This is a genomic window from Deinococcus marmoris DSM 12784 (assembly GCF_000701405.1).
Lineage (GTDB): Bacteria > Deinococcota > Deinococci > Deinococcales > Deinococcaceae > Deinococcus > Deinococcus marmoris.
In genome coordinates, this window is the sequence record NZ_JNIV01000029.1 from 33,245 (window position 1) to 48,339 (window position 15,095).

Here is a 15,095-nt window from a genome sequence, read left to right on the forward strand (position 1 = left end):
AGCGTAGTTTACGGGTATGGCTCCTATCAACATCCCTTTTCTGAACAAGAACGCTGACCTGCCCGGCGGTATGACCCACCCCACCTGGATCGTGCTAGACGTGACTGGCCCTTACCCGGAGCGCAACCCGGCCAACCCGATTGCCGCCCTGCTGAGCCGCACCGAGACGCTGGAGGCGCTGGAAACCCGCCTGGAGAAGCTGGGTGACGCCGAGTGGCTGCACGGCGTGCTGGTCAGGATCAGTGAGTTCACGGCCTCGCCTGCCGCCGCGCACGCTATTCGCGGGATGCTGGGACGGCTGGCACAGCACAAGCGCGTGGTGGCGTTCCTACCGCAACTGACCATGACCGCCCTGATCGCGGCCAGCGGCGCGAAGGAGATCGCCGCCCCCGAATCGGCGGACGTGCTGCTGGGCGGCTTTGGCCTAGAGCAGACGTATCTGGGCGAATTCCTCAAGAAGCACGGCATTGAATTTGAGAACCTGAGAATCCGCGAGTACAAGGCCGCGCTGACCCGCTTCTCGCAGGACCACATGGACGACGCCAACCGCGAGCAGCTTCAGGCGTACATAGACGGCATGGAAGCCGCCTGGGCCGACGATCTGGCAGCGGCGCGCGGCGTAGAGCGTGAGGTAGCACAGGCGTGGCTGGCCGGGGACCTGACCAGCGCCCAGGGAGCGTTGGAAGCGGGCCTGATCACCAAAGTCGCCTACGAAGACGAACTCGTCGGCCCCGGCACCCGTCCGCTGGCCGCCGTGCTTGATCTGCTGATGCCCCGCAAATTTGGCAGCCCGAAAGCAGGGAAGGTGGCGATTGTGCCCGTCATCGGCACCATCGTCACGGGCAAGAGCCGCAACAACGCGCTGCCCTTACCGCTGCTGGGCGGCCCGATGGCCGGGTCGGACACGGTGGTGGCCGCCCTCAAACGGGCGAAAGAGGATAAAGACACCCGCGCCATCGTGCTGTATGTCAACAGCGGCGGCGGCAGCGCACTGGCCTCGGACCTGATGTGGCGTGAGGTGTCTACCTCCGAGAAGCCTGTCGTGGTGGTCATGGGGGAGTACGCGGCCAGCGGTGGATATTACGTCGCCACGCACGCCAAACACATCGTGGCCTCGCCGTACACCCTGACCGGCAGCATCGGCGTGGTGAGTGGCAAGCCCATTTTGCAGGAGTTCAACGCCCGCCAGGGGCTGAATCCCGAACGGGTGGGCCGGGACCGCGCCCTGATGTACAGCCCCAGCCGCCCCTATAGCGACGAGGAGCGCGAACACGTCCAGCGCGGTATTCTGGAGGTCTATGACCGCTTCACCTCCCGTGTGGCCGAGGGCCGCAAGATGAGCAAGGAGCAGGTCAACGAGATCGGGCGCGGACGCATCTGGAGCGGCAGGGACGGCCTGGAACGCGGTCTGGTGGACGAACTGGGCGATCTGCGGACCGGCATTGAACGCGCCTGCGAATTCGCCGGACTGCCCTACGACGCCCCGGTGTACACCGCCACGCCCAAGAATGCTGGTCCCCTGCCCGAATTTGTGCAGGAGGCAGGTCGCGCTGCCCAGGTCAACGTCTGGCCCTTTGGCCGCGAGCGGGTGCTGACGTGGTTTGATCAGGAAGTCAGGGTGCGCTGAGACAAACGCTCTGACCCAACGAAACGCCCCTTTCCGACTGTGGAAGAGGGGCGTTTCGTCGTCTCCAACTGGAGAGATTCGAGAGATTCAGCTTTTCAGCACCGCCTGAATCTCCTTGTAGATGGCGCGGCTTTCTTCCACGTTCTCGCCGTAGCCGCGCATCATGAAGCGGGTGGCCTCCTTGCCCCGGCCCAGGGCGCGGAGCTGCTCCAGCAGATCGTTGATGTGGTCACGCGCTTTTTCCATCTGGGGATCACGGGGGGGGTCCGGGGGCAGGGTGGCGGCAGCAGGGGCGGTGGGCAGCGGCGTCACCTCGTCCAGATCGGAGGTATTGGGGCCGTCTTCGGCGTCGTATTCCACCCAGGGAATTTCCCCGGCGGGGGCCACGCCAAAGGTGCGGGCGGCATCGGCCAGGGCGGCCCATTTGGCATCATCGAGGGTGTGGCCGCCCGACAGGCCCTCGCGGGTCACGCCCAGCAGGGTCAGGCGGGCGCGGACCACCGGGGGCTGCACGCTGTCGCAGGCCCAGGTCAGGCTCCAGTGCGGGTCGGCACCTTCCAGATGCAGGGCCAGTTGGTCCAGGTCCGGGACGGGAATCACGCGCGCCTGGTCCCCCCGCACTTCCAGGGTGGCCCAGGCGCTCATGCTGGCGCGGAGAGCCTCGCGCACACGGTCAAATTCAGGCATGTGGGAAAGTCTAAGGGTCCGGGGGGCTAAAAGTCTAAGAGCGTGTTTCAAAAGTCGTCTCACTCCCGGCAAGTGGCGTCTGGAAGCCGATTGCGGTTCCCCCCTCTCCTGCGGAGCTGTGCCAGTCCCAACCTCCCCCGCAAGGGGGGACTTGCAAAGCTGCGGAGCCGAGGAGCAAAAAGCCCGTGTTTCTGCATGTCGAGAAAATTCTGAGGCCCTTTTGAAACACGCTCTAAGGGGGAGCTTGGCGTTCGTTGGCGGCGCGGGACCGTCACCCCTCTCTCCCCTATTTTCCGGGGGTCAGCGTCAGCGTGTCGACCTCGTCCCAGTCCGCCGCATCCGTACTCATGGGCAGGTACTCCCCGGCAATCCACATGGGCTGCTGATCGCTGACATTCTCGCCCAGTGGATTGCCGCCCTGGCCCAGGCTGCCGATAAAGACACTGTTGTTCAGGTCGCTCAGATCCACAATCTGGCGGTAGCTGGCCCCGTGCGTCTGCCTGAAGGTGCCCTGCTCGGGGCGGGCGACGTTCACGGTATTGGTGCCGCCGTTGGTGGGCGCGCTGTGGTTGAACAGCCATGACAGCGCCTGAACGTTGCCGAAAGCGCGGTGGTTGCTGGCGACATGGTGCAGCTTGCCGTAAGTCCAGCCGGACGGATCGGTCCCCAGGCGGGCGCTCAGGTCGTCCACTGCCCCTTTGAGACTGGCACTCAGTTCGGCGGCGCAGTTCTGAATTCTGGCCGCCTCGTCGCGGCACAGCTCGCCGCCCGCCTGAAGCTGTTTCAGCACGCTCAGGCTGTTGAGGGTGGCGCTGTTGCCCAGCTCGTCCTGGGCCATCTTCTGCAATTCCATCAGCCATGCCTCGAAGATGGCAGGCGGCACCCCGTCCATACGCTCGTTGCCGTCCCAGCCGCGCAGCAGTTCCAGTGCCTGTCGGCTGAGGTCCCCATCGGGCTGGGTGGCCAGCAGGGCGTCTTTCATGTCCTGCCACACCAGACTGACCGTATCGAGCTGCACCGCCTTCACGTCCTGCACGGTCAGGCCGTCCGGTTTGGCGGTCAGCAGTTCGGTGATGCGGGAGGCGCGGTACGGCTCGGCCCAGTTGCGCTCGTTGCCCAGGTTGTAGGCGTAACTGTCCGGCACGACCTTGTTGTTGGCCGTGACCACCAGCCCATCGGCAGGGTTGTAGGTGTGCGGCAGGCCCTCAAAGGGGATAAACCCCGTCCATTCGCGGCTGCCGTCGCCGCTGACGGGCAGGCTGCCGTCCCAGCCGTCACGGATCGGCACCCGGCCCGGCGCGTAATACCCGGTATTGCCGTCCACATCGGCGTAGACGAAGTTCTGGCTGGGGGCCACATAGCTGCTCAGGGCCGCCCTGAAATCGTTCCAGTTCTGCGCGTAATTCAGGCCCATGAAGGCGTCCATCGTGGTGTCGCCGGGTTGCAGCGCCGTCCACTTGAGGGCCACGCGCGGCCCCACGTCTGCCGCGCCCGCGTCGCTGACCACCGGGCCGTGTTTGCTCTCGCGCACGGTCAGGGTCACGTCCGCGCCGCCCTTGACCTTGATGACTTCCTGGCGCTGCGTGAACGAGGCGTCGGCGGGTTCGATGTACAGGTCCTGCACATCGGGGTTGGTGTTGGTCACGCCCCAGGCCACCCGCTCGTTGCGCCCGATCACGATGGCGGGCAGGCCCGGAATGCTGGCCCCAATAGCTTTGAGACTGGACCCCTGGATGTCGGCCAGATACCACAGCATCGGGCTGGTCAGGGCCAGATGGGGATCGTCGGCCAGGATGGGTTTGCCGCTGGCGGTGCGGCTTCCGCCGATCACCCAGTCGTTACTGCCCTTGCCGGGAACCGCTTGCAGGCCCAGTTCGCGGGCGGCGTTCAGGTGCGCCTGCACAGCATTCAGGGCCGATGCGGAAAGCATGGCGGTCTCAACTTCACTTTGCGGCAGCGTCCCCGTTTTCGCCAGCTCATCGCCGCTGAGGATGGTGGGGCCGTCTGCCGGGTAGGGGGCCGTGACCTCGTCCAGACCCTGCTGGCCCAGGCGCTGCATGACGCGGGTGTTCAGGACCTCGTCGTCCATGTTGCCGCCCAGGTCATAGGCCATCAGCTTGCTCCAAGACACGCTGTCCACTTCCTTCCACGGTTCGGGGGTGTAGCCCAGAATGCGGAATTCGGGGGCCGTTTTGCCCTGCGCCATAGCGGCATTGACGCCCGCCGTGTAGGCACCCACCAGACGGCGCGAGCGCTCGGAGATTGAAGGCAAGATCGACTCGGCAGCCTTCTGGAAGCCCCAGGTCCGCAGGAATTTGTCCTGGGCCAGTGCGGGTGCGCCCAGCACTTCAGAGAGGCGGCCCGCCACCACCCGGCGCTGGAAGTCCATCTGCCACGCGCGGTCCTGCCAGTGGACATAGCCCAGCGCGTACACGGCGTCCTCGTCGGAAGCGGCGCGGATATGCGGCACGCCCCACCCGTCACGGGTGATGGTGGCCGGACCGCTCAGGCCACTCAGTGTCACGTCTCCGCTGACCTGCGGTGTGGACGTGACCCTTGCCCAGACCACCACGCCCAGCACCGCCGTCAGCACGATCAGCACCAGCCACAGCAGACCCCGCCCTATTCCAGCCACCGCATGTAAAACCGATCCACGTCGAGCCATTGATCCTCCCTTCTGAACTGAAACCTTGGATTGAGTGCAATTTGATGACGTGCAGCATAGCGGGTGGCGGCGCAGTGGGAGCCGAATCCCTCCAGTCCACAGCTTTAGAGCAGCCCCTCTGACACGGATTCCGTCTGTTCCGTTAACAAACCGGGAAAGCTCCGGTTCATTAACTCCACGCCCGGAACCCGTCCTTCTCCTTCTCGCATCCGCTCGGATTCCGTCGTTTTTGCAAACGATTCAATCGGAGTCTGTATGACACCACAGGTCAGGAACAGAGAGACTGAAATCTCATGCGCGAGATGTTCTCTATTCCAGCTCGCCTGTCTCCGCAGAGCGGTACAGCTTGGCGGGCCGCCCGGATTGCCCGTAAACGTGATCCAGACTGGCCCCGCCGACCCGCACCAGGTGTTCCAGGTATCTCCAGGCGGTCACGCGGCTCAGGCCCACGCGCTCGCCCAGGTCCTCGGCGCTAATGCTGGCCTGAGCCACCCGCAGCGCGGCGGCCACCCGCTCCAGCGTGTTGGGATCGATGCCGCGCGGCAGGCTTTCAGCGGCGCTGGGGGTCACGCCCAGCAGGCGGTCCAGCCCAGTTTGATCCAGACGCGGACCGCCCTCCACAGCGGGGCGGCGGGCACTGCTTCTCACCCGGTGGCGGGCCACCAGTTCGGCCAGCCGCGCCCCGGTGAACGGCTTGATCAGGTAGTCGAAAGCCCCATGCGCCAGCGCCAGCCTCACGCTGGCCTCGTCGTCGGCGGCGGTGATCAGGGCCACGTCGGTCAGCAGACCCGCCGCGCGCCAGTGATGCAGCAGCCCCAGACCGCTGCCGTCGGGCAGATGCACGTCCAGCAGGATCAGGTCCGGCGCGAGGGCGCGGGCCAGCGCGTCGCCCTGGGCGCAACTGGCCGCACTGCCCACCACATGCACGCCAGGGTCCCGTTCCAGCAGATCGCGGTTGACGCGGGCCACGCGCACGTCGTCCTCCACGAGCAGCACCCGCACGGGCAGCGGCACGGGGTTCATGCGCCCACCTTCACTGGCCCACCGGCTGGGGCTGGGCAGGAGGTGTGGACAATGCCGGCAGCGGCGCAGGCAGGCTGACCTCGAACACCGTATTCAGGCCGCGCCGATGGTGCCGCACCTGCCCGCCCAGCGCGCCCACGCGGGCCATCACCCCGGCCAGTCCGTGCCCCCGGCCCTCGCCCTTGCTGCTCACCCCACGCACGAAGACCTGCTCGCCCAGGCCGTCCAGCACGCCGGGGCCGCTGTCCTCCACCTCGATTTGCAGCCCGTCGGGGTCTTCACCGATGGACACCGTGACGCAGCCCGGCTGCCCCGCCAGCGCCTCAAAGGCGTTCTCGGTCAGGTTGCCCACCGCCGTGACCAGGGTGTCGGCGTGCCGCTCCCAGACGGGTGACAGGACGCTGCCCTCGGCCACCGCAAAGTCGATGCCCAGCTCCTGCGCCCGCTCGCGCTTGCCCGCCAGCAGGGCCACCAGACGCGGCACCTGCACGTCGCGCAAGAGCTGCCGGAACTGGGCGTCGGCCTGAATCTCGGCGTTCAACACGCGCAGGGCCTCCTGCGGGCGGTCCAGTTGCAGCAGGCCGGAGATGACGTGCAGACGGTTCTGGTACTCGTGGGTCTGGGCGCGCAGCACGTCCACAAAACCGCGTGCATGCGTGAGTTCCTCGGCCAGGGCCAGGGCCTGCGCGCGGTCCCGGAAGCCGCAGACGAACCCGCCTCCCTCTAATGGCTCGATGTTCGCCAGCAGCGGCTCGCCGTTCAGGGTCAGTTCCAGATTCTGCTGCCGGGCCGCCACGCCGCCGCGCGTCAGGCGGGCCAGTTCAGGCCAGACATCCGAGAGGAGAGTTGAAGTGGGCCGTTCGCCCAGCAGTTCGGCGGCGCGTTCGCTGACCAGCGTGACCCTTCCGGCCCCGTCCACCGCGATCACCCCTTCGCGCAAGGCGGCCAGCACGGCGCGTTGCTGGCGGGCCAGCGCGGCAATTTCCTCTGGCTCCAGATTCAGGATCTCGGCGCGCAGGCGGCGGGCGGCCCACACCGCGCCCCCGCTGCCCAGACCCAGCGCCAGCACGAACCACGGCGCAAGGCCGGTCAGCGCCTCGCCCACCAGGGACCACACCTGCGGCATCAGGTAGCCGGTACTGACCACGCCCACCACCTCTCCGTCCTCCCAGACCGGCACCTTGCCGCGCACGCTGACCCCCAGGCTGCCGCGCGCCACGCTCACGATCTCGCGGCCTGCGAAGGGTTCGATGTTGTCGCCGCCCTCCATCGGCAGGCCCAGGCGTCCCAGGACCGGATGCGCCAGCCGGATGCCCATGCGGTCCCCCACCACGATGAAATCGGCCTCTGCCGCGCCGCGCAGCGAGTTGACACGGGCGTTTAGCGCCGGATTGGGCTGGCCCGCCGCCGCGCCGCCCACCACCTCCGGCAGCCGGGCCACCAGACGGCTGGTGGTCAGCGCCCGCTCGCCCAGCCGCTCGCGGGCCTCGCCGTAGAGTTGCCACGTCTGCACCCCCACCAGCAGCGCGGTCATGGCACACAGCACGGCCAGATGCCAGCGCACCAGACGGCCTTGCAGCCCTCCACTGGGAAGGCCGGAGCGGGGATGGGAGACGGAATTCATCAGAAGAAGACCATCTTAGAACTTCTGCCTCTCTCACCGCGCCGAGCGGCGTTGTTGACCCGGCTGCGGCAGTCCCGGCCCTGTTCGGCAGACCGCCTCGACTTGCGTGCATTGTGTTCACGGCTGTGCATTACGCTCATGAAAAACTGCGTGCCAGACGGTCCCTACCCCTTGCCAAGTTTCCAGTGAGAAGATAGGCTTCATGTTACGCACAATCTATATCCGCGCCTCAGCGCGCCTTTCCACGGAGGTTCCACCATGAAGAACAAGAAGATTGTCCTGACCCTTGCCGCCCTGCTGCTGGCTGCGCCCGCAACCCTGGCCCAGAACGTCAACAACCTGCGGATCATGGCCCCGGCCAGCCCCGGCGGCGGCTGGGACCAGACCAGCCGCGCCATCCAGACCGTGTTGCAGGAGCAGGGCATCGTCAAGCCCGTGCAGGTCTTCAACGTGCCCGGCGCGGGCGGCACGATTGGTCTGGCACAGCTTTCCAACGCCAAGGGCGACGGCAGCCTGATGATGACCATGGGCCTGGTGATGGTGGGCGCGATCCAGACCAACGGCTCCAAGGTGGACCTGAGCCGCGTGACCCCGCTGGCCCGCCTGACCGGCGAGTACGAGGTGGTCGTGGTGCCCGCCGCCAGCCCCTACAAGAACATGGCCGATCTGGTGGCCGCCTGGAAGACCGATCCCGGCAAGACGGCGTTTGCGGGCGGCAGCGCGGGCGGCACCGACCACATGCTGGTGGGCCTGCTGGCCAAGGCCGCCGGGATTGACCCCAAGAAGATCAACTACGTGCCCTTCAGCGGCGGCGGCGAAACGCTGGCGGCTCTGCTGGGCAACCAGGTGGCGGCTGGCGTGGCCGGCTACGGCGAGTTCGAGGCCCAGATCAAGGCGGGCAAACTGCGCGCCATCGGCATCAGCTCGGCCAAGCCGCAGGCCGGGATCGACGTGCCCACCATCAAGTCGCAGGGCCTGAACGTGGAACTGGCCAACTGGCGCGGCATCGTGGCCGCCCCCGGCATCAGCGCCAGCGAGAAGGCCGCGCTGGTGTCCGCCCTGGACAAGATGCACGCCAGCAAGCAGTGGAAAGACACCCTCAAGACCCGCAACTGGACGGACCTGTACCTGAGCGGCAGCAAGTTCGACGTGTACCTGAAGCTGGAAGCCGCCCGCACCAAGGAAGTGCTGCAAAGCATCGGCCTGGTCAAGTAAACGGGTCAGGTCAACGCTGACCACAGGTGAGGCGGAAGGGAGACAGACACCCTCCGCCTCACTCCTTTTTCAGACACAAAGATTTGCGGGCACAGTCATTTCCAGACGCAATGATTTTCAGATACAGAGAACAGCAGTCCCTCAGACCTCGTAACGTTCAGAACCCCCGAAGGAGACTCCATGACCCAACCCCCGCCCACTTCCCCCACCCGGCCCGGCATCAGCGTTCCCGATCTGCTGGTGGCGCTGACGCTGACCGCGCTGGGCATCGCGCTGTTTATCGGCAGCCGGGAAATTCCCTTCGGCATCAACGCGGTGGTGGGGCCGCGCGTGTTTCCACTGATCGTCAGTGTGGGCCTGACCGTGCTGGGCGTGCTGCTGACCGTGAGCGTCCTGCGGGGTGCCCGCGCCGAACCCGCTGCCGAGGAAGACACGGACCTGACGGTGCCGGTCAATCTGGCGGCCCCCGGCATCATCCTGGGCGGCTTTCTCCTCGGCGCAGCGGTGCTGACCACGGCGGGCTTCGTGATCGGCACGGCCATCATGTATTGCAGCGTGGCCTGGGCCTTCGGTGAGCGCCGAATTGGCCTGATAGCCGGGGTGGCGCTGGCCGTGGCCCTGGTCACTTACGTGGCCTTCACGCGCGGCCTGGGCCTGAGCCTGCCGCCCGGCATCCTGAAGGGCCTGCTGTAATGGAGGCCCTGACCTCTCTGCTGGCGGGCTTTGAAACCGCGCTGACCCCCATCAACCTGCTGTGGGCACTGATCGGGGTCACGCTGGGCACGCTGGTGGGCGTGCTACCCGGCATCGGCCCGGCGCTGACGGTGGCGCTGCTGCTGCCCGTGACGGCCAAGCTGCCGCCCGTGAGTGCTTTCATCATGTTCGCGGGCATCTATTACGGCGGAATGTTCGGGGGCAGCACCACCTCTATTTTGCTGAACACCCCCGGCGAGTCGGCCAGCATCATCACCGCGCTGGAAGGCAACAAGATGGCAAGGAAGGGCCGGGCCGCCGCCGCGCTGGCCACCGCCGCCATCGGTTCGTTTATCGCGGGCACCATTGGCACGCTGCTGCTGACCTTCGCCGCCCCTGCCATTGCCGACATCGCCGTGCAGATCACGCCCAGTGCCAAGTTCGCGCTGATCATGCTGGCCTTCGTGACCATCAGCGCCACCTTCGGGGGAAGCCCACTGCGCGGCCTGCTGAGCCTGTTCGTGGGACTGGGGATTGGGCTGGTGGGCACAGACCTGCAAAGCGGTCAGGCCCGCTTCTCGCTGGGCCGCCCGGAACTGCTGGACGGCATCGACTTTATTACCGTGGTGATCGGCCTGTTTGCCATCGGGGAGACGCTGTATGTCGCCAGCCGCCTGCGAAAGGGCAAGAGCGACGTGATCAAGCTCCAAGGCGGCGCGACCATGAGCAAGGCCGACTGGCGCAGAAGCTGGGGGCCGTGGCTGCGCGGCACGGCGCTGGGCTTTCCCTTCGGCGCAATTCCGGCAGGCGGCGCGGAAATTCCCACCTTCCTCAGTTACACGCTGGAAAAACGACTCTCAAAGCACCCGGAGGAATTCGGTCATGGGGCCATCGAGGGTGTGGCCGGGCCGGAAGCCGCCAACAACGCCAGCGCGGCGGGCGTGCTGGTGCCGCTGCTGACGCTGGGGCTGCCCACCAGCGCCACCGCCGCGATTTTGCTGGCTGCCTTCCAACAGTATGGCCTCCAGCCGGGGCCGCTGCTGTTCATCACCAACGGCGAACTGGTGTGGGGCCTGATCGCCAGTCTGTACATCGGCAACGTGATGCTGCTGGCGCTGAACCTGCCGCTGGCCCCGGTCTGGGCGCGGCTGCTGCTGATTCCGCGCCCTTTCCTGTACGCCGCGATTCTGGTGTTCAGCACGGTGGGCGTCTACTCCCTGAACAACAGTGTGTTTGACCTGGGCCTGCTGGCGCTGTTCGGCGTCATTGGCTACGGAATGCGCCGCTTCGACTTCCCGGTCACGCCTGCGATCATCGGCGTGGTGCTGGGGCCGACAGCAGAAGCGCAGTTCCGCACCGCCTTGCAGCAGAGCAACGGCGACTTCTCCATCTTCGTGACCCAGCCCCTCACCGCCTTCCTGATGCTGTGCGTGCTGGCCGCGCTGTTTGTCCCGCAGCTTCTGAAGTTCAGGGCACGCCGGGCATCCTGAGCCAACACCGAATCATCCAACCCTCTCCCCACGGAGAGGGCTTTTTTATGCGTGTGGGGCGAGGCCAACGCCAGCGAGGGGCGCGACAAATCGTGAACTCTCTTGAGGCTATTCAAGCCGTCAATACCAGGCACGACATCCCACCGAAACAGCCTCCGCAGGCCGCCTCTACGCGCAGCGCACGGGCCGCATTCAGCGTCACGGAGCCGGGCATCAGACCCGGACGCCGCCGCACTTTGCCACCCGCCACATCCAAGAACTCGTGCCTAGCGCAGCGCCCCTCCAACCATTCAGTTCACTGGAAGAATCTCATCCAGGGGCGGATCACTCGGCAAAAGCTCTGGCAGCGGCTCCGGCCCGGCAGGAATATCAGAGTCACCCTCGGGCGGCGCGTCAGGCAGAGACTCGGGTGGGGCCACCTCTTCACCGTCAGTCATGGGGACGGCGGGAATGTCCTGCACCTCGGGCACGAGCTGAAGATCTGGCGTCGGCTCGGGATCATTCACGGCGGGCGCTGGCTCCGGCTGGGTCACCGTCTGCGAGGCGGGCTGAACCGTTTCCGACTGCGCTGATGTTTCCGGCTGCGCTAGCGTTTCCGGCTGCGCTGGGCGGTTGCGCCTGAAAAAACTGCTGCCGCTGTTGCCGCTGCCGTCGCGGGCGGTGGGTTCCTCGTCGGCCTGGGCGGCGCGGAAGGCCATCTCTACCTGACGGACCACACGGTAGGTAATACCGTCCGGCTCCTTGAACGTCTGCACTGGCTGGCCTGAGAGCGCCCCGGCGACGGTCTGCTGCCAGACCGGCGTGGGAAGCTCACCGCTGTAGGCCCAGGAGGGCAGCGCACCGCCCTCCTGCCGGCCCACCCACACGGCCCCGGAGACGGTGGGCGTGACGCCCGCGAACCACAGGTCCCTGATCTCGTTGGTGGTCCCGGTCTTGCCGCCCACCTGACGGCCCTCGATCTGGGCACGGTTGGCGAGGCCGCCCTGATCCACGGTCAGGTCGTTGACCACGCCCCGGATCATGTCCAGTCCCAGCCACGCGGTCTGCGCGTCCCAGACCCGCCTGGCCACCGGGGCCGGGCGCGTGTACAGGGAAACGCCGCGCGCGTCCTCCACGCTGCGGACCAGACTGGGAGCGTAATACAGCCCGCCGTTGGCGAAGGGGGCGTAAGCGGCGGCCATCTGGAGCGGGCTGGCCTCCAGCGTGCCGATGGTCAGGGACAGTCCGGCGTTGGGCGGCGGGGTCAGGCCCAGTTGCCTGAGCTTGGCCTCAAAGTTCTGCACGCCCAGTTCCTGACCGATCCGCACGGTGGGCAGGTTGAGGCTGTGGTCCAGCGAGTAGCGCATGGTCACGTAGCGCCCGGTCCAGCGTCCATCGTAATTCTGCGGCTGATACGAGGTATTCAGCAGCGGCGAGTCCAGCACGGTGTCACTCTGCTTCCAGCCGGTTTCCAGCGCCAGCGTGTACAGCAGCGGCTTGATAGCGCTGCCCACCTGCCGCCGCGCCTGGGTGGCGTTGTCCCAGTCGCTGGGGCGGCCCCCGGTCAGCTTCTGGCCCACCAGCGCCAGCACCTCGCCGTTGATAGGACTGACCAGCGCGGTGCCCAGGGTCGCGCCGTCCGGGAGCGCAGCGTTCAGACTGGCCTGCTCGGCGGACTGCTGCGCGCTCAGGCTCATGCCGGTGACGATCTTGCCGCCGCCGTACAGCGCCTTGCGCCCGATCAGGGGCAACAATTCCTTTTCCACCGCCTGAAGGTAATACTGGGAGGCAAAGCGTCCTGTGCCCTGCGCGGCCTCCAGCGCGTTCATGTTCTGCTGGAGACGATCCGTGTTTTCCAGCACGGCGCTGCGCAGGGTGCCGTCCGTGTTCCAGCCGATGCGCCAGCCTGCCGGATAAATAGGCGTTTTCCACGCGGCGTCGGCCTCGGCCTGCGTGACGCGCCCGTCTGCCACCATGCGGCCTAGCAGGTCTTTCATCAGCGGGCGGAAGGCGGCAAACTGCTTGTAACGGCGGTTGGGCGCGGGAATGATCGTCGTCAGGTACACGCTCTCGGCCAGATTCAGGCTGGCCGCCGATTTGCCGAAATACGCCTGCGCCGCCGTTCCCGCCCCCACGATGTCGTCGCGCCCGCCGTCTCCCCAGTAGATGATGTTGAGGTAGGCGTTCAGGATGCGCTCCTTGTCGTAATTGCGGTCCAGTTGAAAGGCCAGCACCGCTTCCTTGAATTTGCGCTCCGCCGTGCGCGCCGCCTGAAGATCCGACAGCAGCGTGTTCTTGACCACCTGCTGGGTGATGCTCGATCCGCCTTCCAGATCGTTTTGCAACAGCCCCTTGATCAGCCCGCGCGCAATGCCGATGTAATCCACGCCGTGATGCTCGTAGAACCGTCGGTCCTCGCTGGTCACGGCGGCCTTCTGCAACCACGGGCTGATCTGGCCCAGCTTGAGCAGGTTGCGGTTGGTGCCGCCCGAGCCGCCCAGACTGGGCGTCAGGGTGCCGATCAGCGTGTTCTGGCGGTCATACACGCGGGTCTGCCCGCTGACCTCCAGCACGTCCAGATCGCTCACGCTGGGCAGATCGCGGCCCCACATCCACCACAGCACCAGAACGCCCAGCAGCGCCAGCAGCACGGTGATCGCCACGAAACGGCTCAGACCAACTAAAAACCTCATCGCCACCACTCTACCGGGGCGAGGAGGGCAACGCCGAAAGGGGCATTACGGTCTGGGGAGGGGCCAGTCATCGTGAGGCAGTCTGAGGCCAGAGCCGGGGCCGGGGCGTCCGTCATAAGGGGGAGGACGCTACCATGCAGCCCACGCCCATGAGCCACCTTCCCTCTGCCACCCCGCCCACAGACCTCTTCAGGCCCATCGTCAGGGGAGCCGCGCAGGCCATCACCGACTTCGCCATGATCGAGGACGGGGACCGCATCATGGTCTGCCTGAGCGGCGGCAAGGACAGCTACACGCTGCTGGACGTGCTGCTGCACTTTCAGAGGCGTGCGCCCATCCGGTTTGAACTGGTGGCGGTCAATCTGGACCAGGGCCAGCCGGGCTTTCCGAAACACGTCCTGCCCGAGTATCTGAGCGCTTTGGGCGTGGAGTTCAGCATTCTGGAGCGCGACACGTTCAGCACGGTCATGGAAAAAACTAAACCCGGCCAGACCACCTGTACGATGTGCAGCCGCCTGCGCCGGGGCCACCTGTACGCGCACGCCCGCCACCTGGGGGCCAGCAAGATCGCGCTGGGCCACCACCGCGAGGACCTGCTGGAAACGCTGTTCATGAACATGTTCTTCGGCGCACGCCTGAAAGCGATGGCCCCCCGCCTGACCAGCGACGACGGGGGAAACGTGGTCATTCGCCCCCTGGCCTACGTGGCAGAGGCCGATATCCAGCGCTACGCCGACGCCCGCGCCTTTCCGATCATCCCATGTACGCTGTGCGGCTCTCAGCCCAATTTGCAGCGCGTGGTGGTGGGCGAGATGCTGGCCGGGTGGGAGCGAGAGCATCCGGGCCGCCTGAACAACATCCTGCGTTCGCTGAGCCGCGTAACCCCCAGCCACCTGCTGGACCGCGATTTGTTCGACTTTGCCGGGGCTGGGGCGGAGAGCGACACCGCCTCCGATTCGGATGCGTTCGCGGAACGGGAGCTTCTGGTGGGGCTGGAGGAACTGGTGATGGTGGATGGCTGAACAGAATGGGGGCGACTCGCCGACTCCAGGGGCCTACCTGATAGTCCCTCCCGACCTTCTTTGCGCGGGGGCAGGAGCAACAAACGCCAACCCAGGCACTTCCAAAATAGCCAATCAAACGGCCACCGAAGGCCGCCTCTAGGCGCAGCGGACGGGCCGCATTCGGCGTAACGGAGCAGGGCATCAGACCCGAACCGCCGCCGCCCTCTCCCACCACAAGGTCCAAAAACCCCTGCCCAGTGCAACGTTAGCTTCCCCTACCCTAGGGGAGCTGGGGGGCGGGGCCACTCGCCAGAGCTTTAAAGCCTATTCGGAAAGTGGAGCGTCTGTTTTGATTAAGGTGCGCTGGGAGGGCGTCTGCGGTTCACCCCCTCCCC

General features: G+C 66.4%; 10 protein-coding genes. 5 read left to right on the forward strand and 5 right to left on the reverse strand.

All coding sequences use genetic code 11. From position 1 onward, the window contains the following. Window positions 1-16: 16 nt before the first annotated feature. Complete coding sequence (locus tag Q319_RS0108865) at window positions 17-1,627, forward strand: S49 family peptidase (RefSeq protein ID WP_029481947.1); 1,611 nt, start codon at window positions 17-19, stop codon at window positions 1,625-1,627. 87 nt (window positions 1,628-1,714) lie between these two features. Here Q319_RS0108865 and Q319_RS0108870 read toward each other — a convergent pair whose 3' ends face one another. The 4 genes from Q319_RS0108870 to Q319_RS0108885 form a co-directional block, all read right to left on the reverse strand. After that, a complete protein-coding gene (locus Q319_RS0108870) occupies window positions 1,715-2,314 on the reverse strand; it encodes a hypothetical protein (RefSeq protein ID WP_029481948.1) in 600 nt (199 codons plus the stop codon). A gap of 286 nt (window positions 2,315-2,600) precedes the next feature. Beyond that, on the reverse strand, window positions 2,601-4,979 hold the full coding sequence (locus Q319_RS0108875) for a penicillin acylase family protein (RefSeq protein WP_051655231.1): 2,379 nt from the start codon (window positions 4,977-4,979) through the stop codon (window positions 2,601-2,603). A gap of 309 nt (window positions 4,980-5,288) precedes the next feature. Beyond that, window positions 5,289-6,002, reverse strand: coding sequence for a response regulator (locus Q319_RS0108880; protein ID WP_029481950.1), 714 nt, complete (start codon window positions 6,000-6,002; stop codon window positions 5,289-5,291). 10 nt (window positions 6,003-6,012) lie between these two features. Next, window positions 6,013-7,626 (reverse strand): ATP-binding protein, encoded by a 1,614-nt coding sequence (locus tag Q319_RS0108885; RefSeq protein WP_029481951.1) that lies wholly within the window; start codon window positions 7,624-7,626, stop codon window positions 6,013-6,015. A 258-nt stretch (window positions 7,627-7,884) separates the two neighbouring features. On the opposite strand from Q319_RS0108885, the gene Q319_RS0108890 reads away from it, so the two are divergent. The 3 genes from Q319_RS0108890 (at window position 7,885) to Q319_RS0108900 (ending at window position 11,024) form a co-directional block, all read left to right on the forward strand. Continuing rightward, window positions 7,885-8,841, forward strand: a complete 957-nt coding sequence (locus Q319_RS0108890) for a Bug family tripartite tricarboxylate transporter substrate binding protein (RefSeq protein ID WP_029481953.1) — start codon at window positions 7,885-7,887, stop codon at window positions 8,839-8,841. Window positions 8,842-9,021: 180 nt separating this feature from the next. Continuing rightward, window positions 9,022-9,534: a tripartite tricarboxylate transporter TctB family protein gene (locus tag Q319_RS0108895; RefSeq protein ID WP_029481955.1), complete on the forward strand. Its 513-nt coding sequence runs from the start codon at window positions 9,022-9,024 to the stop codon at window positions 9,532-9,534. Next, a complete protein-coding gene (locus tag Q319_RS0108900) occupies window positions 9,534-11,024 on the forward strand; it encodes a tripartite tricarboxylate transporter permease (RefSeq protein WP_029481956.1) in 1,491 nt (496 codons plus the stop codon). The genes Q319_RS0108895 and Q319_RS0108900 overlap by 1 nt, the downstream gene beginning before the upstream one ends. A gap of 290 nt (window positions 11,025-11,314) precedes the next feature. Here the strand turns inward: Q319_RS0108900 and Q319_RS0108905 are convergent, their stop codons facing one another. Continuing rightward, a complete protein-coding gene (locus Q319_RS0108905) occupies window positions 11,315-13,696 on the reverse strand; it encodes a transglycosylase domain-containing protein (RefSeq protein ID WP_029481959.1) in 2,382 nt (793 codons plus the stop codon). Between the two features lie 134 nt (window positions 13,697-13,830). On the opposite strand from Q319_RS0108905, the gene ttcA reads away from it, so the two are divergent. Continuing rightward, entirely contained in the window at window positions 13,831-14,718 is an 888-nt protein-coding gene (ttcA, locus tag Q319_RS0108910) for a tRNA 2-thiocytidine(32) synthetase TtcA (protein ID WP_245619062.1), read from the forward strand. Window positions 14,719-15,095 lie beyond the last annotated feature (377 nt).

Coding starts and splice junctions, on each gene's coding strand:
- Q319_RS0108885 (WP_029481951.1), bottom strand. CDS start 7,626: ATGAATTCCGTCTCCCATCCCCGCTCCGGCCTTCCCAGTGGAGGGCTG.
- Q319_RS0108900 (WP_029481956.1), top strand. CDS start 9,534: ATGGAGGCCCTGACCTCTCTGCTGGCGGGCTTTGAAACCGCGCTGACC.
- Q319_RS0108890 (WP_029481953.1), top strand. CDS start 7,885: ATGAAGAACAAGAAGATTGTCCTGACCCTTGCCGCCCTGCTGCTGGCT.
- Q319_RS0108870 (WP_029481948.1), bottom strand. CDS start 2,314: ATGCCTGAATTTGACCGTGTGCGCGAGGCTCTCCGCGCCAGCATGAGC.
- Q319_RS0108865 (WP_029481947.1), top strand. CDS start 17: ATGGCTCCTATCAACATCCCTTTTCTGAACAAGAACGCTGACCTGCCC.
- Q319_RS0108905 (WP_029481959.1), bottom strand. CDS start 13,696: ATGAGGTTTTTAGTTGGTCTGAGCCGTTTCGTGGCGATCACCGTGCTG.
- Q319_RS0108895 (WP_029481955.1), top strand. CDS start 9,022: ATGACCCAACCCCCGCCCACTTCCCCCACCCGGCCCGGCATCAGCGTT.
- Q319_RS0108875 (WP_051655231.1), bottom strand. CDS start 4,979: ATGGCTCGACGTGGATCGGTTTTACATGCGGTGGCTGGAATAGGGCGG.
- ttcA (WP_245619062.1), top strand. CDS start 13,831: ATGCAGCCCACGCCCATGAGCCACCTTCCCTCTGCCACCCCGCCCACA.
- Q319_RS0108880 (WP_029481950.1), bottom strand. CDS start 6,002: ATGAACCCCGTGCCGCTGCCCGTGCGGGTGCTGCTCGTGGAGGACGAC.